The sequence below is a fragment of the Gelidibacter sp. genome, from assembly GCF_053579655.1.
The window spans coordinates 98245-122304 of sequence record NZ_JBMDWE010000005.1 but is presented as its reverse complement, the minus strand read 5'-3'; the positions used below and the strand labels follow the sequence as shown (position 1 = coordinate 122304).

23 protein-coding genes are annotated in these 24060 nt (G+C 33.0%); 6 read left to right on the top strand and 17 right to left on the bottom strand.

Features of this window, described 5'->3' with window-relative positions; genetic code table 11:
* Positions 1 to 1473 (bottom strand): DUF5687 family protein, encoded by a 1473-nt coding sequence (locus ACOH2D_RS04475; protein WP_449534487.1) that lies wholly within the window; start codon positions 1471 to 1473, stop codon positions 1 to 3.
* Between the two features lie 181 nt (positions 1474 to 1654).
* Here ACOH2D_RS04475 and ACOH2D_RS04470 point away from each other — a divergent pair, with 181 nt between their 5' ends.
* Complete coding sequence (locus ACOH2D_RS04470) at positions 1655 to 2710, top strand: 2Fe-2S iron-sulfur cluster-binding protein (RefSeq protein ID WP_348035074.1); 1056 nt, start codon at positions 1655 to 1657, stop codon at positions 2708 to 2710.
* 186 nt (positions 2711 to 2896) lie between these two features.
* On the opposite strand, the gene ACOH2D_RS04465 is transcribed toward ACOH2D_RS04470, so the two are convergent.
* Positions 2897 to 3919, bottom strand: coding sequence for a glycosyltransferase family 9 protein (locus tag ACOH2D_RS04465; protein WP_449534486.1), 1023 nt, complete (start codon positions 3917 to 3919; stop codon positions 2897 to 2899).
* A gap of 54 nt (positions 3920 to 3973) precedes the next feature.
* On the bottom strand, positions 3974 to 4582 hold the full coding sequence (locus tag ACOH2D_RS04460; RefSeq protein ID WP_449534485.1) for a DUF4254 domain-containing protein: 609 nt from the start codon (positions 4580 to 4582) through the stop codon (positions 3974 to 3976).
* A 75-nt stretch (positions 4583 to 4657) separates the two neighbouring features.
* Between ACOH2D_RS04460 and upp the strand changes: the two genes are divergently transcribed.
* Positions 4658 to 5317: a uracil phosphoribosyltransferase gene (gene upp, locus ACOH2D_RS04455; RefSeq protein ID WP_449534484.1), complete on the top strand. Its 660-nt coding sequence runs from the start codon at positions 4658 to 4660 to the stop codon at positions 5315 to 5317.
* Here the strand turns inward: upp and ACOH2D_RS04450 are convergent.
* Complete coding sequence (locus ACOH2D_RS04450; protein WP_449534483.1) at positions 5306 to 6229, bottom strand: DUF6427 family protein; 924 nt, start codon at positions 6227 to 6229, stop codon at positions 5306 to 5308. The two genes, upp and ACOH2D_RS04450, sit on opposite strands and share 12 nt — an antisense overlap.
* A gap of 127 nt (positions 6230 to 6356) precedes the next feature.
* On the opposite strand from ACOH2D_RS04450, the gene ACOH2D_RS04445 reads away from it, so the two are divergent.
* On the top strand, positions 6357 to 6584 hold the full coding sequence (locus ACOH2D_RS04445) for a DUF6341 family protein (protein ID WP_348036012.1): 228 nt from the start codon (positions 6357 to 6359) through the stop codon (positions 6582 to 6584).
* On the opposite strand, the gene purD is transcribed toward ACOH2D_RS04445, so the two are convergent.
* The gene (gene purD / locus ACOH2D_RS04440; protein WP_348036013.1) at positions 6579 to 7850 is read right to left on the bottom strand and encodes a phosphoribosylamine--glycine ligase; all 1272 of its coding nucleotides are present in this window, start codon (positions 7848 to 7850) and stop codon (positions 6579 to 6581) included. The genes ACOH2D_RS04445 and purD overlap by 6 nt on opposite strands.
* Before the next feature lie 289 nt (positions 7851 to 8139).
* On the opposite strand from purD, the gene ACOH2D_RS04435 reads away from it, so the two are divergent.
* The 3 genes from ACOH2D_RS04435 to ACOH2D_RS04425 are packed head-to-tail and all read left to right on the top strand — an operon-like array spanning position 8140 to position 11725.
* Positions 8140 to 9459 (top strand): phenylacetate--CoA ligase family protein, encoded by a 1320-nt coding sequence (locus ACOH2D_RS04435; protein ID WP_449534482.1) that lies wholly within the window; start codon positions 8140 to 8142, stop codon positions 9457 to 9459.
* A 5-nt stretch (positions 9460 to 9464) separates the two neighbouring features.
* On the top strand, positions 9465 to 10562 hold the full coding sequence (gene wecB, locus ACOH2D_RS04430; protein WP_449534481.1) for a non-hydrolyzing UDP-N-acetylglucosamine 2-epimerase: 1098 nt from the start codon (positions 9465 to 9467) through the stop codon (positions 10560 to 10562).
* Positions 10559 to 11725: a glycosyltransferase family 4 protein gene (locus ACOH2D_RS04425; RefSeq protein ID WP_449534480.1), complete on the top strand. Its 1167-nt coding sequence runs from the start codon at positions 10559 to 10561 to the stop codon at positions 11723 to 11725. Before wecB ends, ACOH2D_RS04425 begins: the two co-directional genes overlap by 4 nt.
* Here ACOH2D_RS04425 and ACOH2D_RS04420 read toward each other — a convergent pair.
* The 12 genes from ACOH2D_RS04420 to ACOH2D_RS04370 form a co-directional block, all read right to left on the bottom strand.
* The gene (locus ACOH2D_RS04420; protein WP_348062732.1) at positions 11722 to 13074 is read right to left on the bottom strand and encodes an undecaprenyl-phosphate glucose phosphotransferase; all 1353 of its coding nucleotides are present in this window, start codon (positions 13072 to 13074) and stop codon (positions 11722 to 11724) included. The two genes, ACOH2D_RS04425 and ACOH2D_RS04420, sit on opposite strands and share 4 nt — an antisense overlap.
* A 1-nt stretch (position 13075) precedes the next feature.
* On the bottom strand, positions 13076 to 14065 hold the full coding sequence (locus ACOH2D_RS04415) for a UDP-glucuronic acid decarboxylase family protein (protein WP_449534479.1): 990 nt from the start codon (positions 14063 to 14065) through the stop codon (positions 13076 to 13078).
* Positions 14066 to 14256: 191 nt separating this feature from the next.
* Entirely contained in the window at positions 14257 to 14376 is a 120-nt protein-coding gene (locus ACOH2D_RS18260; protein WP_510172131.1) for a WecB/TagA/CpsF family glycosyltransferase, read from the bottom strand.
* 1 nt (position 14377) lies between these two features.
* Complete coding sequence (locus tag ACOH2D_RS04410; protein ID WP_449534478.1) at positions 14378 to 15499, bottom strand: glycosyltransferase; 1122 nt, start codon at positions 15497 to 15499, stop codon at positions 14378 to 14380.
* The gene (locus ACOH2D_RS04405; RefSeq protein WP_449534477.1) at positions 15499 to 16491 is read right to left on the bottom strand and encodes an NAD-dependent epimerase/dehydratase family protein; all 993 of its coding nucleotides are present in this window, start codon (positions 16489 to 16491) and stop codon (positions 15499 to 15501) included. Before ACOH2D_RS04405 ends, ACOH2D_RS04410 begins: the two co-directional genes overlap by 1 nt.
* Positions 16492 to 16604: 113 nt before the next feature.
* Positions 16605 to 17786, bottom strand: coding sequence for an O-antigen ligase family protein (locus tag ACOH2D_RS04400; protein ID WP_449534476.1), 1182 nt, complete (start codon positions 17784 to 17786; stop codon positions 16605 to 16607).
* On the bottom strand, positions 17779 to 18963 hold the full coding sequence (locus ACOH2D_RS04395) for a hypothetical protein (protein ID WP_449534475.1): 1185 nt from the start codon (positions 18961 to 18963) through the stop codon (positions 17779 to 17781). The genes ACOH2D_RS04400 and ACOH2D_RS04395 overlap by 8 nt, the downstream gene beginning before the upstream one ends.
* Positions 18964 to 18965: 2 nt before the next feature.
* Positions 18966 to 19991 (bottom strand): glycosyltransferase family 2 protein, encoded by a 1026-nt coding sequence (locus tag ACOH2D_RS04390; RefSeq protein WP_449534474.1) that lies wholly within the window; start codon positions 19989 to 19991, stop codon positions 18966 to 18968.
* A 1-nt stretch (position 19992) separates the two neighbouring features.
* Positions 19993 to 20619: an acyltransferase gene (locus tag ACOH2D_RS04385; RefSeq protein ID WP_449534473.1), complete on the bottom strand. Its 627-nt coding sequence runs from the start codon at positions 20617 to 20619 to the stop codon at positions 19993 to 19995.
* A complete protein-coding gene (locus tag ACOH2D_RS04380; protein ID WP_449534472.1) occupies positions 20609 to 21670 on the bottom strand; it encodes a hypothetical protein in 1062 nt (353 codons plus the stop codon). Before ACOH2D_RS04380 ends, ACOH2D_RS04385 begins: the two co-directional genes overlap by 11 nt.
* Positions 21667 to 22767: a UDP-galactopyranose mutase gene (gene glf / locus ACOH2D_RS04375; protein ID WP_449534471.1), complete on the bottom strand. Its 1101-nt coding sequence runs from the start codon at positions 22765 to 22767 to the stop codon at positions 21667 to 21669. The genes ACOH2D_RS04380 and glf overlap by 4 nt, the downstream gene beginning before the upstream one ends.
* Entirely contained in the window at positions 22761 to 24017 is a 1257-nt protein-coding gene (locus ACOH2D_RS04370; protein ID WP_449534470.1) for an oligosaccharide flippase family protein, read from the bottom strand. The genes glf and ACOH2D_RS04370 overlap by 7 nt, the downstream gene beginning before the upstream one ends.
* Between the last annotated feature and the right edge of the window lie 43 nt (positions 24018 to 24060).

Sequence of the window (24060 nt, the reverse complement as noted above, 5' to 3'; positions counted from 1 at the left end):
TTAATTATTTTGTTTGTAAGCCGCTAATGTTTTATACTTTTCTGATTTATAGACCTTCTCAATACTATTAAAGACTTTGTTTTTGAACAAAAATCCTGCTAGTCCTGCAATGGCCACGAGCGCAAAACCAAAGCCTTCTCCAAGTGTATAATGCCCAATCGCATAAATCCCCATTGGCAATAACAATTTAGGAATGGTCAATAACATGGTTTTCACATTAAAGGCCTGTTTATCTCCGAACGCTTTTTTGCTGGTGGTCAAATCAATTGGTGTTTTGATATAGGCACCGCCCCAAAGTACGACATGACTGTTCACACCAATATTATAAATGGCGCCCACCACAACCGCAGCATAAGCTTGCCATCCCCAATACAGATAAAAAGTGGCAAGGATTGTAGAAATGATAGTAGCAATAACCATTAAATACCATTTAGACGCGATATAATCCTTGTAACGAATATTTTGACTCATCATCAACGGATAATAAGCGCTGTCCCAACTTGGGACGAACTGACCGAAAGTGAATAAAAATCCGCCGGAAACAAAAATCCCTGCAAAGACTTTCCAGAAAGGTCCTTGATAAGCATCCACTGAATTGGTAAAAAACAGCAAACCATAAAATATGAATAAAACACTCATGATTAAGGTCATTTTTGAGCGTTTGTTACGTCTTAATAATTTAATGTCGTTCTTTAGAAACGTAGATAAGCCCCCAAAACGGTCCAACCAGGTGTAATCTTCAGTTTCAGCAATCTCATGTTTAATGGATAAACCAGCGTCCAAATACAGGTTCTTTTTGAAATAGTCAAAGGCCATTTTATAGAAAACTACCGCCAAAATAACAGGAATTAGCGCCAAATAAGGTATAACATAAAAGCTGTTAAAAATTGGATAGGTATATTGTGTGATATCAAAAACATCATAATATTGAAGGCCGATCAACACCACAATTAGACCTATGACACTATAAAAAACAACATCTTTATTATTGATGAAAATATTGATAAAGTTGTTACAAAAAACCCATCCCAAAATGGCGAGATACCAAGCGATGACTTGTAAAACTGGAAAACCTTCAATCACCAGTACGATTGAAAATGGAATAAAGAAAAAAGCATGCAGCACATTGAAGAAGGAAATCATGGTTTTACCCATCGCAAAATTGACAATGTTTTTTCTTTTAATCGGCAAATACATCAAGGGCTTGATGTTCATCACTGGCATTTTCTGAAGAAAATATCGAAATGCCAAGTCAAAAATCATATAGTAAATGACCACTTGATTGACCACTTCAAAAGGTTCCTTGTTGAGTCCCTCTTCAATCATATAATAAGCGCCAAAACCTAATATTGAAAAAGAAGCAATCATCCAAAGGGCGCCCAAAACCATTATGATTTTCAGGAACAAATTTGCCTTAAAAGAAGCTGACCTAATAAAGGATTTCCACTCGAGACTAATAAAATACTTGAACATAGAGACGTGGTTGTAGTTTAATCGTTAGTAATGATAATACACTTTTTGTTACAAACAAATTTCTCTTGCCTTTAATTTTAAGAGATGTTTTGTAGTGAAAATGCGAGTTGTTATCTTATTATTTTGTTAGAGAAGTGGCATTTAATCTAAGCATTCGTTACTTTTGAACAAAAATTAAAACATGTCAAATTTTCACACCCTAGTCATAAAAAGTATTGAGCGGCTTACATCTCAAGCCGTAACCCTTAGCTTTGAAATTCCTCAACATTTACAAGAAACCTACACGTTTAAAGCCGGCCAATACATTACTTTAAAAACTGAACTCAACGGCACAGAACTCAGACGCGATTATTCATTGTGTTCTTCCCCAAAAAGTGGTGAATTGAAAGTTGCTGTAAAACAAGTTCAAGACGGTACATTTTCTGCTTTCGCTAATCATGAACTCAAAGTTGGCGATACTCTAGAAGTCGCTGCACCGAGAGGACATTTTGTTTTTGAACCCAATGATTTTAAAACCAAGCATATTGCGGCTTTTGCAGCAGGAAGTGGAATCACTCCGATCTTAAGTATTGTTAAATGTGCTTTGGAAGAAGAAGTACAAAGCAACGTGGTTTTGGTTTATGGGAATAAAACAACGGATGACACCATGTTTATACAGGAATTACTGGATTTACAACACCAATATAGTGACCGCTTATCCATTCAGTTTGTGTTTAGCCAAGCGCAAGAAGAGGATTCTATTTTTGGACGTATTGAAAAGAGCACCGTCAATCTGATCTTAAAAAATAAACATAAAGATTTGACCATTGACGCCTTTTATTTATGTGGCCCAGAAGCCATGATCCATACGGTAAAAGATGTACTTGAAGAACATGAAGTTGCAAAAGAACGTGTTTTCTTTGAACTGTTTAAGGCTGCAAAACCAACAGAAGCTGATACTGTTGCAATTCCTGATGGGCAAACTAAAATTACCATCGTTTTGGATGATGAAACCACGACCTTTGAAATGTCGCAAAAACAGACCATCCTTGAGGCGGCTTTAGATAAAGATTTGGATGCGCCTTATTCTTGTCAAGGCGGAATTTGCAGTAGCTGCTTGGCACGGGTAACCGAAGGCGAAGTCAAAATGCGAAATAACAGTATTTTGACCGATGTCGAAGTTGCCGAAGGCTTAATTTTAACCTGTCAAGCGCATCCAATTACACCAAATGTGAGTATTGATTATGACGATATTTAATTGATTTAATTAAGATTAATCTATTTTATTGCGTTTTACCCTAAGAAATTAATGTTTCATCGAATAATCGCTAATTAATTGTTATAAAATAATGTTCAAGAGAATGAAACCAATATTTTTATAAACGGTTTAATTTTTATTATAAGGATTATCTATTAAACACGCATCAAATCTAACCCTGCTTTTCTAGTGGGGTTTTTTTATGACCTGTTCCATTTTTTCGATAACGTCTTCTGGAAGAATGGTTTGCATGCAGTTTTCATACCCTACAGGGAATTTATTACCATAAACAGAGGTCGGAATTTTAGGGTATTTTGTACGATCTGCCAAAAGCGCAAAACTTTCATCTTGATGAAAGGGATAAAACCCAGCATACGGATGCGTCACGCCCCAAAGTGTCACGACTTTTATTCCCATCATGGCTGCCATATGGGCGTTTCCAGAATCCATGGAAAGCATGACCTCCAAATTAGAGATAACGTCCAATTCTTCGTCCAAACTCAGTTTTCCGGCAATACTAATGACATTTTCATTCTCCAGAGAACTCAAATAATCGACATCCGCTTTTCCTCCAAACAATAAAATCGTATGATTTTTTGAAAGTTCTGTGATAACTTCTTCCATCAGCTCTAAAGGATACATTTTGCTTTTATGGGCTGCAAATGGCGCTATTCCTATCCAGCTTTTAGTATTCTTTCCAACAATTTCTAAGGTTTTAAAATTCAGTTCAGAACGTTTAGGAAACTCGGGTTCTGATTCCTTAATCGGAAAACCCAATTTTTCAAAAACATCTTTATAACGTTGGATTGTGGTTTTGAGCTGCTCGAAAATTTTCCCTGTGACCAAGGCTTTTTTCTCAGCTCTTCCTTTATCAATTTGGATGGGTTTAAGATCTAACAAAAATATTTTTAGGATGGTACTGCGTAAAACGTTGTGCAAGTCGGCAACGGCATCAATGCCTAAAGTCCGCAATTCTTTGGAAAGATCCAAAATCCCGAAAAACCCTTTATGTCGTCCTTTTAAATCTGCTGAAAACACAGATACATTTTCCAAATCACGAAAAAACGGTTTAAAAAATTCTCGTGTTAAGACGGTTAACTTAACATCAGGATATTGTTTTGTGAATGCGCTTAACACGGGAATGGTCATGGCCACGTCTCCCATAGCGGACAGACGAATGACGAGGATGTGTTTTGGTTGTTTGGACATCTTATTGAAAATCAAACCTGTCAGGTTTTAAAAACCTTACAGGTTATACTTACACTATTTCCGTTCACGAAGTACAGGATTCAACTCGTCGTCGTTGTACATTTTCATTTGCTTATACACTTTCATGTATTTATCGCCATTTTGAATATCAACCAGTAAATCGTCAATGGCTTTGCTCAAATCTTTACGCTGCTCCAAAAGCACATTAAGCTTCGTGGTACAATTGAGTTTATGTGAGGAAGAAGCATCAGGACGCTCCACTTCTTCATTCATATGGTAGATTTTCAACGCTAAAATTGATAATCTGTCAATGGCCCAAGCAGGGCTTTCGGTATTTATCGTAGCGTCCGATTTGGGTTGAACATCACTATATTTTGTCAAAAAATAACTGTCAATATATTCTACCATATCCGTTCGATCTTGGTTGGAAGCATCAATTTGACGTTTCAATTTTAAAGCCGCAACAGGATCAATATTTGGATCTCTGATAATATCTTCATAATGCCATTGTACGGTATCGATCCAACATTTTCTATATAAAAGATGTTCTATAAGATGCTTATCTTCGTCATAAATATTTGTAAAAGACTGGTCAACCGTATTTTTTATATGGTACGTATTGATGACATCTTGAAAAATTTCATTGGCCTTTGCTGTAAACATAATCTGATGATTTTTAAAATGTAAATATACTTCTAATTAATTAACTTTACCATTCAAAAATAGAGTTTAAGCCTTATGCACATTCACAACTTAACAGAAAAAAATTCCATTTTAAACACGTTCGTTTCCGAATTAAGAGATGTCAACATTCAAAAAGACAGCATGCGCTTCCGCAGAAATATTGAACGTATCGGAGAGATTTTGAGCTATGAAATTAGCAAAGTCTTAAATTATAAGGCAGCGCAAATTCAAACGCCTTTAGGCACTTGCGAAATGAACGTTATGGACAATGATATTGTACTGTGTTCCATCTTAAGAGCTGGAGTGCCTTTACATAATGGACTGTTGACCTATTTTGACAATGCCCAGAATGCTTTTATTTCGGCGTATCGCCAACATCAAAAAAACCCAGATAGTTTTGAGATCGTTGTGGAATATTTGGCCTGCCCGAGCTTAGAAAACAAAACCCTTATTTTGGCCGATCCGATGTTGGCTACGGGACAATCGTTAGTCGCTACTTTTGAAGCTTTAAAACCTTTTGGAACCCCTAAAGATGTGCATTTGGCGTGCGTTATCGGCGCTCAGCCTGGTATTGACTATATCAGTAAACATTTTGGTAAGGACACGCATTTATGGATTGCCACGGTAGATCCGGAATTAGATGAGAAAGGTTATATCATGCCAGGCCTTGGTGATGCTGGCGATTTGGCATTTGGCGAAAAACTACAGCATTAAGTTCATCACGGACACCAATATCAAAATAACAATTAAACTTTCCTTAAACCATTTTTCTGGGATAATTTCAAGGTAATTAGACATAATAATGGACAAGGGCGCGAATAAGAAAATAAATTCGCTACCATCTTTATAGGGCGACACCAAAATAATCAACAAACCAATTAAAGACGATATAATGACCAGTATAAAAGACGGCTTATAGCTTTTTAATTGATGTTTTATATTTCTCATAAAATAAAACGAAGCCCATGTGCCATAAGACAATAATATGGTGGCAGCAACGATAATACGTTTTGAATTTAAAGGTGTAAAATCAAAACTAACATCAAAAAAGCCCTGTAAATAAGGCGTAAAATCCACCCCCATGACAATCATATAAGAGGCGGTAATTATCGCAACACAAACTATTCCGACGATTGGGATAATCCAATTTTTGATATCTACTATGGAGTGAAGTAATAGTGCCAGAAAAATCAAAATAAAAAATAAAGAGGCCCAGAAAAACAATAACGTTGCCAAACTGATCCAAAGTGCGGCATCAAAAAGCTTTTTCTTGATGTCTTTTGAAGTCCTTAAACTGATGATACGTCTTAACGCCAATAAAATAAATAAATTGGCAATCAGCAATTTTGAATTCAGTAAAGATTCCGGTAAAACGGCCACAAAAAGACCGAACATCAAAATTTTATAACTGTTCTTTTTGGTAAGATTGTTTTTGCTCACAAAAAAATCAAGGACAAAAAGTGAAGCCAAGCATACGCCAAAAAGAAAAGCTTCTCTGAAAAAAAGCTCTACAGAAAAAGCCTCTGCTATGGTCGACATTTTAGTCATAACAAAAACCACAAGAAGTAAGACACTAACCACAACAAGATGTATGGGTTTTGCTTTGCTAAAAAAACTTGAAATCATTTAGAGCACTGTTCTGGGTTCATTGTTGAGGCTTAGCTTTCATGAAAACAAAATTCGAATTTAATTTATTGAACATTTCAATTAAAAAAAACGTAGTTTTGTACTTGTAAATATAATATTTATTATCATGACTGAATTTTTTAATGGCATAGGCAATTTGTTCACTAACGTTTTACTTTTGCCTTTTGACGCTTTAATGGCTTTAGAACTTGAAAATTGGTGGCTTGCCAATATCGTTTCATGGATACTTATCATAATAGCCATGGTAGGCTTTGTTTATTGGATGTTAGAGTTGAAAAAACACGATGATAACAAAGAAGAGGACAAGAGCGTCTCGTCCCATTCTTTCTTATAAATCAAAACCAATATCTTTACGGTAATACATCTTATCAAAATGTAGTTTTTCTATATTTTGATAAGATTTTTTTATGGCCTCTTGGTATGTATTTCCAAATGATGTGATCGCCATAACGCGTCCGCCAGAAGTGACGACTTTATTATCTTTCAAAATGGCACCTGCATGAAACGGAATGACATCCGTTAGATTTTCCAATCCCGTTATTTCTTTACCTTTTTCATAGTCTTCAGGATAGCCACCAGACACCAACATCACTGTAGTTGCCGCACGTTCATCAATATCAATCTTGATTTTATCCAATTCCTGATTGGCAATAGCCTGAAAAACCTCAACAAGATCATTCTTAAGTCTTGGGATCACAACTTCTGCTTCCGGGTCTCCCATCCGCACATTATATTCAATAACTTTAGGATCCTCTCCAACTTTAATCAGTCCGATGAAAATAAATCCTTTATAATCTAAACCATCTTTTTGAAGTCCTGCAATGGTTGGTTTGACCACACGTTCTTCAATTTTATTTAAAAAGGATTCCGTAGCAAACGGCACAGGCGAAACAGCGCCCATTCCACCGGTATTTAAACCTGTATCATCTTCGCCAATACGTTTGTAATCTTTGGCCGTTGGTAAAATTTGGTAGTTTTTTCCATCACTTAGTACAAAACAGCTGAGTTCTATGCCATCTAAAAACTCTTCAATAACAACTTTGTTGCTGGCTGATCCAAATTTGGCATCCACCAACATGCTTTTAAGTTCTGCTTTGGCCTCATTGATGTCGTTTATGATCAAAACGCCTTTCCCGGCTGCCAATCCATCTGCTTTTAAAACATAAGGTGGTTTTAAGGTTTCCAAAAACTCATATCCAGCTTCTAAGGAAGTGGCATCAAAGCTTTGGTAAGCTGCGGTTGGGATATTATGGCGAAATAAAAACTCCTTGGCAAACTCTTTACTGCCTTCCAATTGCGCTGCCGCTTTTTGAGGTCCAATGACCGATACATTTTTCAGTTCTGGATCATTTAGGAAAAAATCATGGATGCCCTGAACCAAAGGATCTTCTGGACCAACAACAACCATTTGGATCTGTTTTTCGAGAACCAACGTCTTGATCGCTTTAAAATCAGTGACTTTAAGGTCGATATTTTCAGCTATTCCTGCAGTTCCAGAATTTCCTGGAGCCACAAATAGTTTTTTACATAATGGACTTTGGGCAAGTTTCCAAGCGAAAGTATGTTCCCTTCCACCGGAACCGAGAATTAAAATGGTCATGTTTTTGTGTTTGTTGCAAAAATAAAGTTTATGCCATGAAAACAATAATATTTTTGACGATTAAATTAATAATAGAATCAAGACCGCTACGCTTCTAGAATCAAGAACAAAGACTTAAACCGAAAAGAGCTAAAACGTACCTGCCAGATAAGCTTTCTGATGGAATCTCGAAGGTCAAAATTATTATGCCTTTGCATAAATTTTAATTGGAGAACTACCAGATTGTATCTATAATGTTCGCGATTGATTTTATATGGGCGTTTAATAATTTACTTTACATTTGATATAAATGAGGCACAACTTGAATTTATTTGACTTTTCGTTGAAATTAAATGGATTTCCAATTACGGAAGCAAAAACTGTTTTGAGTTCTATTCAAAATCTTAATGAAGTTGAGTTCCATAATTACGTTGAAAATCAGAAAGAACTGATTGTCAATTTTCATCTAAAATATAATCCCTATTACAAATCTATTTTCAAAAACTCTAAGTTCTTGACATGGGACGCTGTTCCCATTATGACAAAAAGTGATTTACAACAACCTCTGATTGATAGATTATCTGAAGGGTTTTCACCAAAGAATGTCTATGTGAACAAAACCTCCGGGTCTTCTGGAGATCCTTTTGTATTTTCTAAGGATAAGTTTTGTCATGCACTAACTTGGAGCATCATTCAAAACCGATTTGGATGGTTCGATCTCGATTTTAATAGTTCCAGACAGGCTCGGTTTTACGGAATTCCTTTGGATAAAAAAGGATATTACAAAGAGCGTTTTAAAGATGCAATCAGCGGGCGATTCCGGTTTTCAGTTTATGATTTGAGTGATTCAGCGTTTGAAAACCATTTAAAAAAGTTCAAAAGCACAAACTTTGATTATATCAATGGATATACCAGCTCGATTGTTCAATTTGCTAAGTTTTTAGAGCAAAAGGAATTGATTTTAAAAACCATCTGTCCCACCTTGAAAGCTTGTGTTGTCACTTCTGAGATGTTGTTTGAAAACGATAAGCTCCTCATGGAAAAGCAATTTGGCATTCCCGTGATCAATGAGTATGGCGCTTCTGAACTGGATTTGATTGCCTTTCAAAACCCGAAGGATGAGTGGATTGTTAATAGCGAAACTCTTTTTGTTGAAATTGTGGATGAAAACAATCAGGTCTTGCCTTACGGCGAAGAAGGCCGTGTCATCATTACTTCATTATACAACAAGGCACACCCGTTTATAAGGTATGATATTGGTGATATTGGAATTCTATCCAAAGAAAGTACGCTTCAAAAACCTCAGCTTCAAAAATTAATTGGTCGGACTAATGATATTGCCATATTGCCAAGTGGAAAAAAGGCGGCTGGACTCACGTTTTATTATATTACCAAAAGTATTGTTGAAGATGATGGCAATGTCAAGGAATTTATAATTGAGCAACTCGATCCTCAAACCTTCAAGATTATATATGTCAGCACTGTGAAATTATCCGATAAACAAATTGGAATTATCATTAAAGAAATGGAAAAGTATCTCGAAAAAGGACTAAGCATTATCTTTGAGCGTCAATCCCAGTTAAAACGCTCAAAATCAGGTAAATTAAAACAATTTTCATCATTATTATAAAAAGTATGACCATTACCATTGTAGCAGGAGCGCGCCCAAATTTCATGAAAATAGCACCGATTATTGAGGCTATAAAACTAAAACAATCAGAAGGTATTGACATGACCTACCAATTGGTGCATACCGGACAACATTATGATAAAAATTTGAGTGACACTTTTTTCGAAGAATTAAACATCCCATTTCCAGATGTCAATTTGAATGTACAAAGCGGTACTCAAGCAGAACAAACTGGCGCCATTATGATCGGCTTTGAAAAGGTTTTAGCCAATCATCCAACCGATTTGGTCATGGTAGTCGGCGATGTGACCTCAACCATGGCGTGTACCATAGTTGCAAAAAAAGCGGGAGTAAAAGTGGCGCATGTCGAAGCGGGCATTCGTTCAGGTGATATGTCCATGCCAGAAGAAATTAATAGAATCGTAACTGATAGCTTAACCGATTACTTTTTTACGACCACGACTTTGGCTTCACAAACTCTAGAAAATCTCGGCGTTTCAAAAAATCAAATTTATTTTGTGGGGAATGTCATGATTGACACTCTGCGTAAAAATGAAAGCAGACTCAAACAACCTGAATTATGGAAAACGCTGCAATTGGAATCTAGAAAGTACATGGTCATGACCTTGCACCGACCAAGTAATGTCGATGAAGAAGTGCAGCTCAAAGCGTTAATAACACAGTTGGCTCATTTAGGACAAGATTATACGATTATCTTTCCGGTTCATCCAAGAACCAAAAAACTATTGGAAAGCTTAAACCTCAATTTCGAGAACCTGCATTATGTGGAACCTTTAGGGTATTTAGAGTTTAATTATCTTGTTAAACATGCTTTTGCCGTCCTTACCGATTCTGGCGGAATTACAGAAGAAACAACGGTTATGAATGTGCCATGTATCACTTTGCGACATAACACCGAACGACCAGAAACCTGCACCATTGGAACAAATGTATTGGTAGGAAACGATCCTGACAAGATTGATGATGCTTTTGAAAATCTCCTTTCTGGAACTTGGAAAGAAGGAACCATTCCAGAATTATGGGATGGCCATGCAGCCAAACGTATTATCAATCATCTGGTGGATATTTACAATTTGTCATGAAAGACATTCTGATCATAACAAGTTATTTTCCTCCGGAGATCGGCGCAGCATCTAACCGGATTTTTCATTTGGCAGAAGGTTTGCAAAAACGAAATTATAAAGTTTCAGTCCTTACGCCCTTACCCAACTATCCGACAGGAAAAATTTTTAAAGACTATCGCGGGAAATTCAGCGTAACCTCTATAGAAAAAGGCATTACCATCCACCGATTATGGATTTATGCCAGCATCTCAAAAAACAAAGTCCTCCGATTATTCGCGATGCTCTCCTACAGTTTTAGCCTGATATGGTATTTTCTATTCCATAAAATCCCAAAAACTGTGATTGTACAATCTCCGCCACTTTTGGTCGCCTTTACCTGCTGTACTTTTTTGCGGTCTAATAAACGAAACCTCATCCTTAATGTTAGTGACTTGTGGCCCATTGCCGGTTTGGAATTGGGAGCTTTAAAAAAGAATTTTGCTTATGATATATTAGAGCGCATTGAACGCTCAAATTACAAGAAGGCCAATTTGATTATGTGTCAAAGCGAAGAAATCATAGCACATATCAAAACCATTTTCCCAAATAAAGAAACGATTTTATATAGAAACTATCCTGATTTTGAATCTCCAGTAGCCTGTTCAACTTTTGAAAATCCAAACAATAAGATTAAAATGGTTTATGCAGGATTATTGGGAATTGCCCAGGGTATTTTAAAATTATGCCAGGAACTAAACTATAACCCTATCGAGTTCCATATTTATGGTGCCGGTGCTGAACAGTTGCAAATTGAAGAATACATTAAGACACATCCTGAGTTGCCGATTATCTATCACGGCGAACTATCCAGAGTTGAGTTGCATAAAGCACTTTTAAAATACGATATAGGCATCATTCCGCTATTAAATCGAATTTATGGATCCGTACCCTCAAAAATATTTGAATATGCCAAATTAGGCCTTCCTATGCTCTATTTTGGCGGAGGTGAAGGCGAAGCTATCATTTCAGAATACCAATTGGGTTGGATAGCAAAAGCTGGGGACTATGCGGATTTGAACACTATACTCGCTTCTTTAGAAAGATCAAGTCTTAATGAAAGTTTGAAAGAAAACATCAAAGCGTCAGCAACACGTCACTTTCACTTTGACAAACAATTGGACACCTTAATAAAGCGACTTTAATAAGCCTTTTCTTCTCCCTTAATAGCATTTGTAAAAGTTCTAACAATAATTCTTATATCTAATAATAAAGACCAATTTTCTATATAGAATATATCGAATTTGACACGGCCAATGATGTCCTTGTCTGATTCAATTTCGCCTCTATAGCCACTTATTTGGGCCAATCCAGTTATTCCAGGCTTCACAAAATGTCTTACCATAAATTTATCAACTCGCTTAGAGTACTCATTGGTATGACTCACCATGTGAGGTCTTGGACCAACGACAGACATATCTCCAAAAAGCACATTGAAAAACTGAGGTAATTCGTCGATACTCGTTTTTCTTAACCATCTTCCTACTTTCGTGATACGTAGATCGCCTTTAGTAGCTTGATTCAGATTGGCATCCTTATTAGGCATCATGGATCTGAACTTGTAGCACTGAAACTCCTTGTAATTAAAACCATTTCTTGATTGTTTGAAAAACACAGGTCCTTTGGACTCCATCTTGATTAGAATTGCAATTAAAGGTGTGAGCCATGATAGGATAAAAACAATAATACAGGACGCAAACAACATATCAAATAAGCGTTTTAAAAACTTATTAATCGGTTCTTTTAAAGGAATGTTTCTTATGGATAAAATTGGAGTATACTCATAATACTCGTATTTTAATTTGTGAGAAAAAATATCTTTGTTATCAGGAATAAACTTGAGCTCACGTAGATTATTGTCTGCAAAATCAACCAATTGATTAATTTGTTTATTGGACAATTCAGAAACAGAAAAATAGATTTCGTCAATACCATTATTAATTACGTATTCAAAGCATTTTTCTAAAGAAAAATCAGGATCTGAAACACTAAATTGGGCTTTAAAAAGATATCCAAAATCTGATCTGGTATTAAACGTATTAATTAACTGTCGCGTTTTATTATTTTTTCCTATTACAATTACCCGCCTTGTGTTACCACTTAAAATAGCACGGTATTTTTTTAAGATATAAAATGTAAAAAATTTAAACCCAAAAATCAATATCGAAACTGTTAAAAAATAGCCACCTAAAGCTAGTCTACTGATATCAGGTTGTTTGAAAAAACCAATAAAAGCATAAAGAAGAAATCCAAAAAGAACAATTTGTCGAATTAAAAGCGGGATAATTTGAATAACTCTAGTATGTCTCTGAACTTCATAAAATTTATTTTTCAGAGAGATGATGATCCATAGCGTAGAAATATAAATTCCAAAAATATACGTATTTGTAATATTTGTGTCAAAAAAAGTAACCGTGACATTTAGCAACACCAAATCGACAAGCGCAAATAGTGGCTTGATAAAACCCGAATATCGTCCTCTCTTGTAATCCAATCTAATTTTTTATATGTTTAGAAAAGTCTTTATGCTCACTTTTATACAACTCATCAGGCGTTAGGCTCTTAAAATAATCAAATGTTATTTTCATCCCTTCCGCCCTCTCCACCTTAGGCTCCCAATTTAATAATTTTTTTGCCAGTGAGATGTCTGGTTGTCTTTGCATCGGATCGTTCATTGGCAAATCTTTGTACACTATTTTCTGCTCAGTTCCTGTGAGCTTAATGATTTCCTCAGCAAAATTTTTAATAGTTACCTCATGTGGATTGCCAATGTTTACAGGATAGCTGTAATCACTTAATAGCAACCTATAAATGCCTTCCACCTGATCATCTACATAACAAAACGAGCGGGTTTGCAAACCGTCACCAAAGATAGTTAAATCTTCACCTCTAAGTGCCTGACCCATAAATGCGGGAACAACTCTACCATCATTAAGTCGCATTCTTGGCCCATAAGTATTAAAGATACGAACAATCCGTGTTTCCAAGCCATGAAATCTGTGGTAGGCCATGGTTATGGACTCTTGGAAACGTTTCGCTTCATCATAAACGCCACGTGGACCAATGGTGTTGACATTGCCGTAATAATCTTCTGTTTGTGGATGCACCAACGGATCGCCATACACTTCCGAAGTTGAAGCAATTAGAATTCTGGCGTTTTTAGCCTTGGCCAAACCTAAAAGATTATGCGTACCTAAAGAGCCAACTTTTAGGGTTTGTATGGGAATTTTTAGGTAATCTATCGGACTTGCTGGAGATGCAAAGTGAAGGATATAATCTAAATCACCTTCAATTTTTATAAACTCGGTGACATCGTGATTTATAAATTCAAAATTTGGATTGTCTTTAAGATGTCGGATATTTTTCTGATCACCAGTGATGAAATTGTCCATACCAATGACGTTGAAGCCTTCTTTTATAAATCGGTCGCAGAGATGTGATCCAAGGAATCCTGCTGCTCCTGTGATGAGTACGGTTTTAGACATTAATTTAAGTTCTTTCTGAAACAACATGTTTTCTTAACGAATTCATAATTATTTCCTAGGCTAAACTGAAATAATTAAAGTTTTCAAATATAATGTGTTGTTTTCAATTGTGGACAAACAAGGTAATAATTATATCACATCCTGAAAATAAAAGAAAACCAGCGTAAGTCTTTAGCAACAGGATAATTAAATCACAAGAGGTATGCTTTGGACATTCTTTCCTTTAAAACATGTAAAATAAACTTAGCATTGCCTACAGTGTCTCTTTTCCACATACGTGTAGGTTTTTGAGCAAAACGGTAAAACCATATTTCATTTATTTCCGTTTAAAAACGATTTAACTGCATGATTAAATTTTTCAATAAAAACATCCTCCTTGAATTTTTCTGAATGGCGTTTAATCCATTCTTTATCAAATAAAAATTGATTTTCTTCAAACTTATCAATTGCTAGATTCAATGAGGATATTGTTTGTTCTTGAAAAAAGATTCCTGATGATTCTTTTATATTTTCAATATTTTCAACAACTGTCTCTAGTGCACCTCCTTTTTTATATGCCACAACCGGAATTCCGTAAGCCATAACTTCAAGTGGAATCATTCCAAAGTCTTCTTCTCCTGGGAAAACAAGTACTTTTGATATGGCTAAATAGGATTCTATATCTCTCCAAGTCAAATTCCCTACAAATTTGATATTATTTTTGGATTTCTTTTTTAATGAATCCTTTTCTGAACCATCACCAATTATTACTAATGTCTTTCCATTTATATTGAAAGTATCTACTAAAAGATCTATTCTTTTATATGGTGTAATCGCTCCAAAACTTAAATATATTTCTTTTTTGAATTGAGAAAAAGTGTTTTGAGTAAATAGACTATTCTTTATTGGAGGATAAATCACTATAGATTCTCTTTTATAAAAGTTTTTGACTCTATCCGCTACGTTGTATGAGTTTGATATATATAAGTCAACATTGTTAATGGTTATTTCATCCCATTTTCTAAGTCTTTCAAAAAAAAACTTTAAAAAAGGTCTTAATAAAGGGTTAACTGTTTTTAGATAATCATTGGTAAAGCCCCAACAATACCGCATTGGAGAATGGATATAACAAATATGAGGAGTATCTTTTGGTTTTTTTATTCCTTTAGCAGGCCCCGATTCTGAAGAAATTATCAAATCGTATTTTTTTCTTAATTTTAATGATTTTACACCTATTGGATACAAAGGAAATATTTTCTGGTATCTTTTTATTAAAAATGGTTTGTTTAAAATTGAGGTAAATACTTTATGATTTTTCAGATAGTCTCCATATTGTTCTTTATCATAAAATAACGTGTATACATCCGCATTGGGAAACTGGCTTAAAATTGTTTCGACCACTTTCTCTCCTCCTCTTCTCGTTATGAACCAATAGTGTATTATTGCAACATTCATTATTTAAAATCTTCAGGTGAAACTTCTTTCCAATGTTTTAATGAATTTTGAAAACCATACTTGAAATTAAATCCATTCTCTATTAAATACAAAGGCTTTATATTTGTTGGAAAACTTGCCTTCCTAACTCTAACTGGATGAATATCACTCTTTTTCCCAATTATTTTATATCCTACTTGAAAAATGCCAGCAACAAATGCCAAGAAACTTACAGGAAGTTTTATTGTTGGTTTTGTTATTTTTAGTTCATTTTTTACAACATTTACCATTTCATATAATGGGATAACTGGATTTTCAGCATAGTTGTAAATAATTTGGCTTTCATTTTTATTCATAGTAAATATTATGCTGTCTACCAAACCAAAGATATAACCATAAGCTTTAATTACTTTTCCTCCATTTGGTAAAACAAAGATGCCTTTGTGTAAAGCCTTAATCATTCTATACACATTCCCAGGATCTTTGGGGCCATAAATAACGCTAGGCCTAACAATTATCAATCTCCTTGATTCATCCTCACAAAGCCATTTTTGATGTATTTTTTCTGCCATTGCCTTAGAAATTCCGTAGGCAGTCTCAGGATATAACGGAGACTTTTCTGTTCTCTGACTTATTGATTTCCCATATGGCGCAATACTACTTGTAAAAAAAATATTTTTAATACCTGATCTTTTTGCAAAATCATTAATATTTTCTGCCCCTGAGATATTTGTATCAAAATATTCGTTATAATCATGTCCGGGCTCTCTGTGAATTGCTGCAAAGTTAAATATCCAACTATTACACTCATCAACGTCGCCGATCTCAAGTTTGATAGTATTTCTAACATCAACTACTGCACTTTTCACAATACCAGATTCGACATTAGCGCCCTTCAATTCCATTAAATCGGCAATAACATACTCTTCAAATAAATCCTGCCTTATCAATTCATTTAAAAGATGGATCCCGATGTATCCAGACCCTCCAAAAATTATAGCAACTCTTTTCATATTCTAATTATGGTGAACAAAGATATTTGTTATAAAACACTTTGAAGCATCAATTCAAAAATTTAATACCATTTTACTCTTTTGTTTATTGAAATAAGAGAGTTTCTTGGCATTCATGATATGATTAATTCCTTTTTAATTCTGGGCCCATAAAATAAACTAACGAAGAATGCAAATAAAACAATCCCCCTATAACGTTCCATCAAAGCCTCAGTCATGCACTGCAACATAAAGAAAAAGATCAAAATAGCACCGATGTATAATTTATTATTAATAAACCGTTTAAAAATTAAAAATAGCGTAATTAAGAAAACTACAAGCATAACAATACCACCAGTAAGTAAATAATCCAAATATTGATTATGTGGATTACTATACAAAACAGTATGTCCTGCTTTTTTTTGTTCATTAATAAATAATTCAGATCCTGTTTCTGAACCATAGCCAAAAATTAATGCTTCATCAGCCAAATTGTAAGATATTTGAAAAAGATTGCCCCTTGGATCCTCATTTATCTTTTTAAACCTGTCTGAAAAGTTGTTTGAAAAAACAAAAAAAATAACACCTAAAAAAAGTAATACTGTTTTTATGATGATGTTTCTTAAAAAAGTTGTTTTTATACTATAAAGAAAAACTCCAAAAAAATAAATTACAAAACAAATAATTGTCATTCTAGAAATTGATAAAAAACAAAAACTAAAAAATAAAATCATTAAAATCCCTAGCAACAACCTTTCTTTTCTGTTTTTAATTATATCTTGATTTAGCAACCAAACAGCTATAATGAAACCAAAAAATAAATACAGAGAAAGATAAATATGATGAAAATCTATTCTTTCAGAAACAGAATGAATTAGGAATAAAAATCTATTGTTTTTGTAATATTCAATCAATTTCCATTCATTTAAAAAATCATTAAAATAAAATTCTAAAGTTATTTCATAAAGAATAGAAGCTATTAGTCCTATACCAAGAAAATAAACAAACCATTTGAGAATAACATATACTTCATCCTTATTAAATTTTCTAAAACCAAAGAATATCGGCATAAATAGTAAAGCCAAATCTCTATCCCAATTTCCAATAGGATTCCTTAGCTTCACAAATAACATTGTTGAAAAAAACAAAATTATTATTGGATGTTTTATTATTGTTATATCAAATTCAAATGTGTTTTTCTTTAAGAGAAACAAAACAAATTGTGTAATGAAAAATAAAATAAGAAAAACATATCCTAATTTTTCAATTGGACTTGCTATAGCCAGGGGCAACAAAAACAAGCTATTTCTATTCATTTTTAGCAATCGATGTATTCTTAGTGAGTATCAAAGAACTGAAAAACCATAAAAACAAACTTACAGGTATTAAAAGGTAAGCACCATCTATTCCTGCAACAATTAAATATACAAGGATACTTACTTTAAGTTGGTTTTGATATTCATTCTGATATAGAAATAATTTATTTGCATAACTAACAATTAGCACTGAAAATACTTGAATCATAAATAAAATCACTCCAACAAGGCCCATTTGCTCTAAAACACTTTTATATGTCATCTCTGCAATGCCGTTAAAATCCTTATAATAAAAAAACAAATGTATTTTTTCAAAAAAATGACCATCTAACCTCCCATTTAAGGTTGGGTCAAAAAGATAACCCAAGTCTTTTCCTAAAAGAAAAACTAAAACTAACACAAAAGCCAAGGCCACAACCAATGTAATAGTAACCATTTTCAAAATATGCTTTCTATATGAAATCATTTCATAAACAATAAGACCGAACCAAACTGTACGAGATAAAGTAAGAACCATTACAAACTTTAATAAAATTTTATGCCATTTATGATTTTTGGTGAATGGCAACAAAAATAACATACAAACTCCGAAAATATTTCCATTATTATATGTAGAAAACAACTTGTACATCGAATCGGATCTAGCATTATGTTTCCATTTTATTAAACCAGAATCTTTATTATTAATTGTTAAGTATGGAATCTCATAATCGACTCCCGTTATTATTTTATGCGAAAACAATATAAAGCCAAATACGGAAATAAATAAAATTGCACGCAGAATAATCTTATGAAAAAAATCAAAATCATCTAAAATTCTATTTATCCAAGGCTCAAAAAACAATAAAAACAAAATTGGAAAAAACACAAAGCTAATAATAGCGGATATTAAATATCCACTACCCAAAGAATAGGTATCAACATATAATAAATAAATAATAAAATATATGATAAATGGTAAACACAATAAAAATGACTGAATTCTATAAATACTGATTTTTGTCAGCACCAATCCTTTTAAAAGTGAAATTATAATAATAATACCCAATATAATATATCCCCAAGTTATTGGTATTCCTGATATATCAAAGCCTCCCTTCGGTAGTGCGATATTAAATATTACAGCTAAAACCAAAACAATCTTAAAAAAGGAATATTTAATTTTTACTTTCAACAATCCTACTGTGCTACTTTTCTAATTATACGATAAAAAAATATGGCATTCCTACCAAAAATCGAATTAATAAAATGAAAGAACTTTGGAGTCACGTGGTTATATAGACCTATCTCATTTAACTCACGTTTTAACTCATTTAACTTTTTTCTATCGACCCCAACACTCATTTCAAAAACATGAAATGATTGTTTAATCATTAACTCTCTTTTTAAATCTGTAAAAAGATCAACATTATATTCATTTTCTACATCTTGGGATATTTCCAAAACAGATTTCCACATTTTAGCCCTTCCTTTTGCAGAATAAGATCCAGGAATGTGAACTGAAGACTCCTTGGATGCCACACCAAAAAGTGGAGGATTACCCGTTCTACCACCGACAGTCGGCAAACTTAAATATCCAATACCTGAATTACAGAAGGCATTACATGCCAAATAAATTTGGTAGTATAATGATCCATCATACTTTGATGTAGAAAGAGGTAATGCAAAATCTCTATTAATAACCAAGCCTCCAACAAAACCACATGATCTAAAAATCATTTTTGATGAGTCTTTGTTCTTATTAGAATATATATATTCCGACGTTGATATTCTAGATATACCAATAGGTTTATTTATATCATCTTTAAATCTGATAAACGGGCGGGATACCATACAAATATTTTCATTTCTATCAGTAAACTCTTTTAGCACTTTGATTCCATCTTTCAAAAACAAATCATCATTTCCAATTAATACCACCCATTTAAAAGATGAAACCTCTATTAGCTTTCTTACGTTTGCATCGTATCCTAAATTAATTTCATTTTCAATGAAAATTAGATCACAATTAACTTCACTGAATTTATTTTTCCAGTTTTGTGCAATCATTCTAAGTGCAGATCTTTCATTTGATCCGTCTTCACAAACTACAACCTCATTTGGTAATAATGACATATTATAAATTGAAAGCAATAGCTCCTCAAATTCATTAACTCTGCTATAAGCTGGTATTGCAATACTAAATCCTATTTTACTTGAATCCATCTTAAGATATTGTTTTAATCAATTTTGCAGGAACCCCACCAATAACAGAATTGGGCGGAAAGCTCTTGGTTACAACGGCATTTGCACCAATAATTGAATTTTCCCCTATTGTTACGTTAGGCATTATAGCAACTCCTTCACCTATCCAAACATTGTTTTCAATTACAACAGGGCCTTTTGAAACTAGTTTTCGTTTATTAGGTGCCACCATTAATTCTTTTAGGTCGTCACTTTCACCATGGTAATGGTCTGTTATAAAAACTCTACTTGCTATAAGGACATTGTCACCAATAGTAATCTTATTGATACAGCCAATATGGCAATCATAATTTATGCTAACATTATCTCCTATATTAATTTCTGGAGAAAACAAATGACCATTATGCTTTTCATAGGCCTCAATTCGTAATCTTTTAAAACAATAAAAATCTTTACCGATTTTTATTGATTTCCCGCCTATTAAAAAGATAGGCGATTCAACATAGATATTATTTCCACATGTTAAAAACTGACGTTTTACAACTTGACTATAAATTAAGTTTTTAAAAAAAACAAAACATCTAATCAACCTATAATTAAATAGAAAACTTAAAAAATAAGAAATGTGTTTTGCTAATTTAATCAACATATTGAAAAATAGTTTTTATTTGGTCAACAAACAAAGACTCCTCTTTTTTTATTTTATTTCTATAATAATCAAAATCTGAATCTACTTCTTTAAAATTTTCCAAAACATATTTTATTCTCTCTATTACAATTTTCGGTTCGGTATCATTTTCAAATTTATATTGAGTGGGTATCGAAACATCTTCATAAAACTTTGCTGACCCACTTTTATTTGTTATAATCGAACATCCACAAATTGCAGCCTCTCTGGGTAATCTATCCTTACCTGGGTGATACCCAAAATCAATATAAACCTTACTAGTCCTTAACTTTTCAATAAGCTGGAACCTATTCATCCCCTCCAGAGGAAACCAATTTAATTCTGGAGCTAATTGTAAAAGTCTTTTAGTATATTCCAGTCCCTTTTTTGGGTTATATAGAATTCTATCTTCTTTTTTTAGCTCTCCATTATCATTACTATTTACAATGTCTTGATTTATATAATCAGATAATGGTAAGGTTTTTTTAAATCCTTTTTGCTTTAAAAAATCTTGAGCATATTCAGACTGATAGCAATTTAAAACTCCTAAATCTTTTAAATCTTTTAGTGATTTCTTGGAAAAACTAAATTTATCACGCCTAATTAAAAAATAATAAATTTGCTTTGCTAGTACATTAAATAAAAATGTTGGTTTCCATTTGTAATAATCTTTAAGACTTAAAAAATTTGTCGAACAGTAATAAAAATTATCGACACTTAACCACCATAAAACCAGTTTTGATTTTTTAATCGTGAATGCTTTATCAAAAATACCTTCATAAATAATTGATACATTATCTTCAGAATCAATAATTTTCGAAGCAACATTAATATTATATTTTAAATAATCATCTGGAATTTCAAAAGTTTCGTTATCATAAAAATCCCTTTTTGAGTTGAAATATACTAAGTATGCTTGAAATTTATTTTCATTCATATAATGAACAATCTGGTGCAGTAACTCCGCGCCTCCAGTAACGGAATCTCCAGGGCAATAAACAAAAACTTTAGTGTTTGTATTAATATTTATCATAGTTCTTTTGTTTTAGATAAAGCAGACGCTATTACTTGATGCATATCATAATATTTATATTCAGCTAAACGGCCACCGAATATTACTGTATCCTCTTTTTCTGCTAATTTTTTATATTTTAGGTAAGTTCTTGAGTTTTTTTCATCATTAACAGGGTAATATGGCTCGGAACCTTCTTTCCATTCACTAGGATACTCTTTTGTTATTATAGTTTTTGGCTGGTTCCCAAATTCAAAGTGCTTGTGTTCTATTATTCTAGTGTAAGGGATATCCTTATCTGTATAATTTACAACAGCATTTCCCTGAAAATTATCTTGATTTAGTACTTCGTGTTTAAAATCTAAACTTCTATATTCCAATTTTCCATATTTAAATCTATAAAACTCATCAATTTTTCCTGTAAAAACAACTTTCTTGGCCAGAGAATCCCAATAATCCTTATCAGCAAAATAGTCTGTAGATAATCTAACCTCAATACCCTCTAGTAACTTCTCTATCAATATGTTGTATCCACCAATTGGTATACCTTGATATTTGTCATTAAAATAATTATTATCAAATGTAAATCTTACAGGCAAACGTTTTATAATGAAGGCGGGTAAATCTGTTGCTTTTCTACCCCATTGCTTTTCCGTATAGCCTTTGATAAGTTTTTCATATATATCCTTTCCGACTAGAGATAGAGCTTGTTCTTCTAAGTTTTGGGGTTTGGTTATTTTTAAGTCTTTAACCTGTTCAGATATCTTATTTTTAGCCTCCTCAGGGGTTTTAACACCCCATAACTGATAGAAAGTGTTCATATTGAAGGGTAGGTTATACAATTTTCCTTTATAATTAGCAATTGGCGAATTTGTATAACGATTAAACTCTACAAATGAATTTACATAATCCCATATCCCTTTATCATTGGTATGAAAAATATGTGCACCATATTTATGTACATTAATACCTTCATGATTTTCACAGAAAACATTGCCCCCACTATGATTTCTCTTATCAAGAATTAAACAGGTCTTACCCTTTTTTTTCATTTCATGTGCGAATACTGAACCAAAAAGCCCCGCACCAACAATTAAATAATCAATTTTTTTTACCATATTTTTAATTTTTTACTTAAGTAAAACATATATGTTGTTACAAAAAGTTCTGTAGCCACAGCTGCACATGCAATGTTATATACCGTGAATTTAAAAACAACATAAATAAAGAGCATAAGAATTAAATAAAACAAACCAGACAATAAGATTGCTTTACTAAAAGTAGTAGTATGCCCAAATGGGACTAAAACCTGTATCCCAAAAATATTGCTCATCCCCACAATGGGAATGGTAATTAAAAGAATTTTTAAAACATTCGAAGCTATAACAATATCGCTTTTCATTAATAATTCTACAATGAAGTCCGCAAAAATAAACGCGCCAAAAAAAATCAATACATTTAACAAAAGAGAAAGTTTAAAAATTTTCTTAACAAAAATAATGTTCTTCTCCTTACTAATTTTTGGAAAGATTGTTTGGGACAATATAAGTTGAGGCGTTCTTAGTACAGCAAGAATTTTTTCCGCCAAATCATAATAAGCTACAGATGACATTCCTAAAAAGGCACCTACTATAACTTTATTGGTTGCAACGTATATCTGAATTGATACATTGGATACGAATATCGGAATAGAATTATTAAACTCATTTTTGAAATCACTCAACTTAGGAATGAATAATTTCACCTTGTGTCTATAAATAATTATATAAAAAGCCAGTATTCCCGATAAAATTGATCCAAAACCATTGATTATGGGCACAAGTAAGAAATCTGAAGGCTCTTTAATAAAAAGAAATACTAATATTAAAAAAAACAACTTAGTCGCAAAAGTTATATAGGTAATATATTTCATTTTTTCAATTCCTTGAAAATACCATATCGGAAAAAAGATATCATAAACACACATCCACAAACTCAAGAAAAACAATGATTTATATTGAGAAATACTGGGTATATAAAAAACTGCAACTGATAAAACTAAAACTGCAAAAACTAAAAGTAATAGCTTTAAAAAGAAAATACTACTAAAGATTTTTGAAACTTCCTCTTTATTTCCTCGACTAACGCTAATTGATCTTGCCCCTGAAATATTAAAGCCAAAACCGACCAAAATAACCAGATAACTAATTAAAGCCTGGGCATAAATTACTAATCCGAAGGTATCCATTCCTAATGTTTTAATTAAATATGGGTAAACCAATAGTGGAATTAATAAATTAAAAATCTGTAAAATCGACAAATATGAAAAGTTATGAATTATAACCTTATTATTTTTTAAAATGCTTTTTAGTTTTTCTTTAAAACTCATAGTTATAAACAATTAACGAGACATAAATAAGTTTATATTTTAT

Excerpts from the sequence above, each read along its gene's own strand:
- ACOH2D_RS04475 (WP_449534487.1), bottom strand. The coding sequence starts at position 1,473 with ATGTTCAAGTATTTTATTAGTCTCGAGTGGAAATCCTTTATTAGGTCA.
- ACOH2D_RS04470 (WP_348035074.1), top strand. The coding sequence starts at position 1,655 with ATGTCAAATTTTCACACCCTAGTCATAAAAAGTATTGAGCGGCTTACA.
- ACOH2D_RS04465 (WP_449534486.1), bottom strand. The coding sequence starts at position 3,919 with ATGTCCAAACAACCAAAACACATCCTCGTCATTCGTCTGTCCGCTATG.
- ACOH2D_RS04460 (WP_449534485.1), bottom strand. The coding sequence starts at position 4,582 with ATGTTTACAGCAAAGGCCAATGAAATTTTTCAAGATGTCATCAATACG.
- upp (WP_449534484.1), top strand. The coding sequence starts at position 4,658 with ATGCACATTCACAACTTAACAGAAAAAAATTCCATTTTAAACACGTTC.
- ACOH2D_RS04450 (WP_449534483.1), bottom strand. The coding sequence starts at position 6,229 with ATGATTTCAAGTTTTTTTAGCAAAGCAAAACCCATACATCTTGTTGTG.
- ACOH2D_RS04445 (WP_348036012.1), top strand. The coding sequence starts at position 6,357 with ATGACTGAATTTTTTAATGGCATAGGCAATTTGTTCACTAACGTTTTA.
- purD (WP_348036013.1), bottom strand. The coding sequence starts at position 7,850 with ATGACCATTTTAATTCTCGGTTCCGGTGGAAGGGAACATACTTTCGCT.
- ACOH2D_RS04435 (WP_449534482.1), top strand. The coding sequence starts at position 8,140 with ATGAGGCACAACTTGAATTTATTTGACTTTTCGTTGAAATTAAATGGA.
- wecB (WP_449534481.1), top strand. The coding sequence starts at position 9,465 with ATGACCATTACCATTGTAGCAGGAGCGCGCCCAAATTTCATGAAAATA.
- ACOH2D_RS04425 (WP_449534480.1), top strand. The coding sequence starts at position 10,559 with ATGAAAGACATTCTGATCATAACAAGTTATTTTCCTCCGGAGATCGGC.
- ACOH2D_RS04415 (WP_449534479.1), bottom strand. The coding sequence starts at position 14,065 with ATGTCTAAAACCGTACTCATCACAGGAGCAGCAGGATTCCTTGGATCA.
- ACOH2D_RS04410 (WP_449534478.1), bottom strand. The coding sequence starts at position 15,499 with ATGAATGTTGCAATAATACACTATTGGTTCATAACGAGAAGAGGAGGA.
- ACOH2D_RS04405 (WP_449534477.1), bottom strand. The coding sequence starts at position 16,491 with ATGAAAAGAGTTGCTATAATTTTTGGAGGGTCTGGATACATCGGGATC.
- ACOH2D_RS04400 (WP_449534476.1), bottom strand. The coding sequence starts at position 17,786 with ATGAATAGAAATAGCTTGTTTTTGTTGCCCCTGGCTATAGCAAGTCCA.
- ACOH2D_RS04390 (WP_449534474.1), bottom strand. The coding sequence starts at position 19,991 with ATGGATTCAAGTAAAATAGGATTTAGTATTGCAATACCAGCTTATAGC.
- ACOH2D_RS04385 (WP_449534473.1), bottom strand. The coding sequence starts at position 20,619 with ATGTTGATTAAATTAGCAAAACACATTTCTTATTTTTTAAGTTTTCTA.
- ACOH2D_RS04380 (WP_449534472.1), bottom strand. The coding sequence starts at position 21,670 with ATGATAAATATTAATACAAACACTAAAGTTTTTGTTTATTGCCCTGGA.
- glf (WP_449534471.1), bottom strand. The coding sequence starts at position 22,767 with ATGGTAAAAAAAATTGATTATTTAATTGTTGGTGCGGGGCTTTTTGGT.
- ACOH2D_RS04370 (WP_449534470.1), bottom strand. The coding sequence starts at position 24,017 with ATGAGTTTTAAAGAAAAACTAAAAAGCATTTTAAAAAATAATAAGGTT.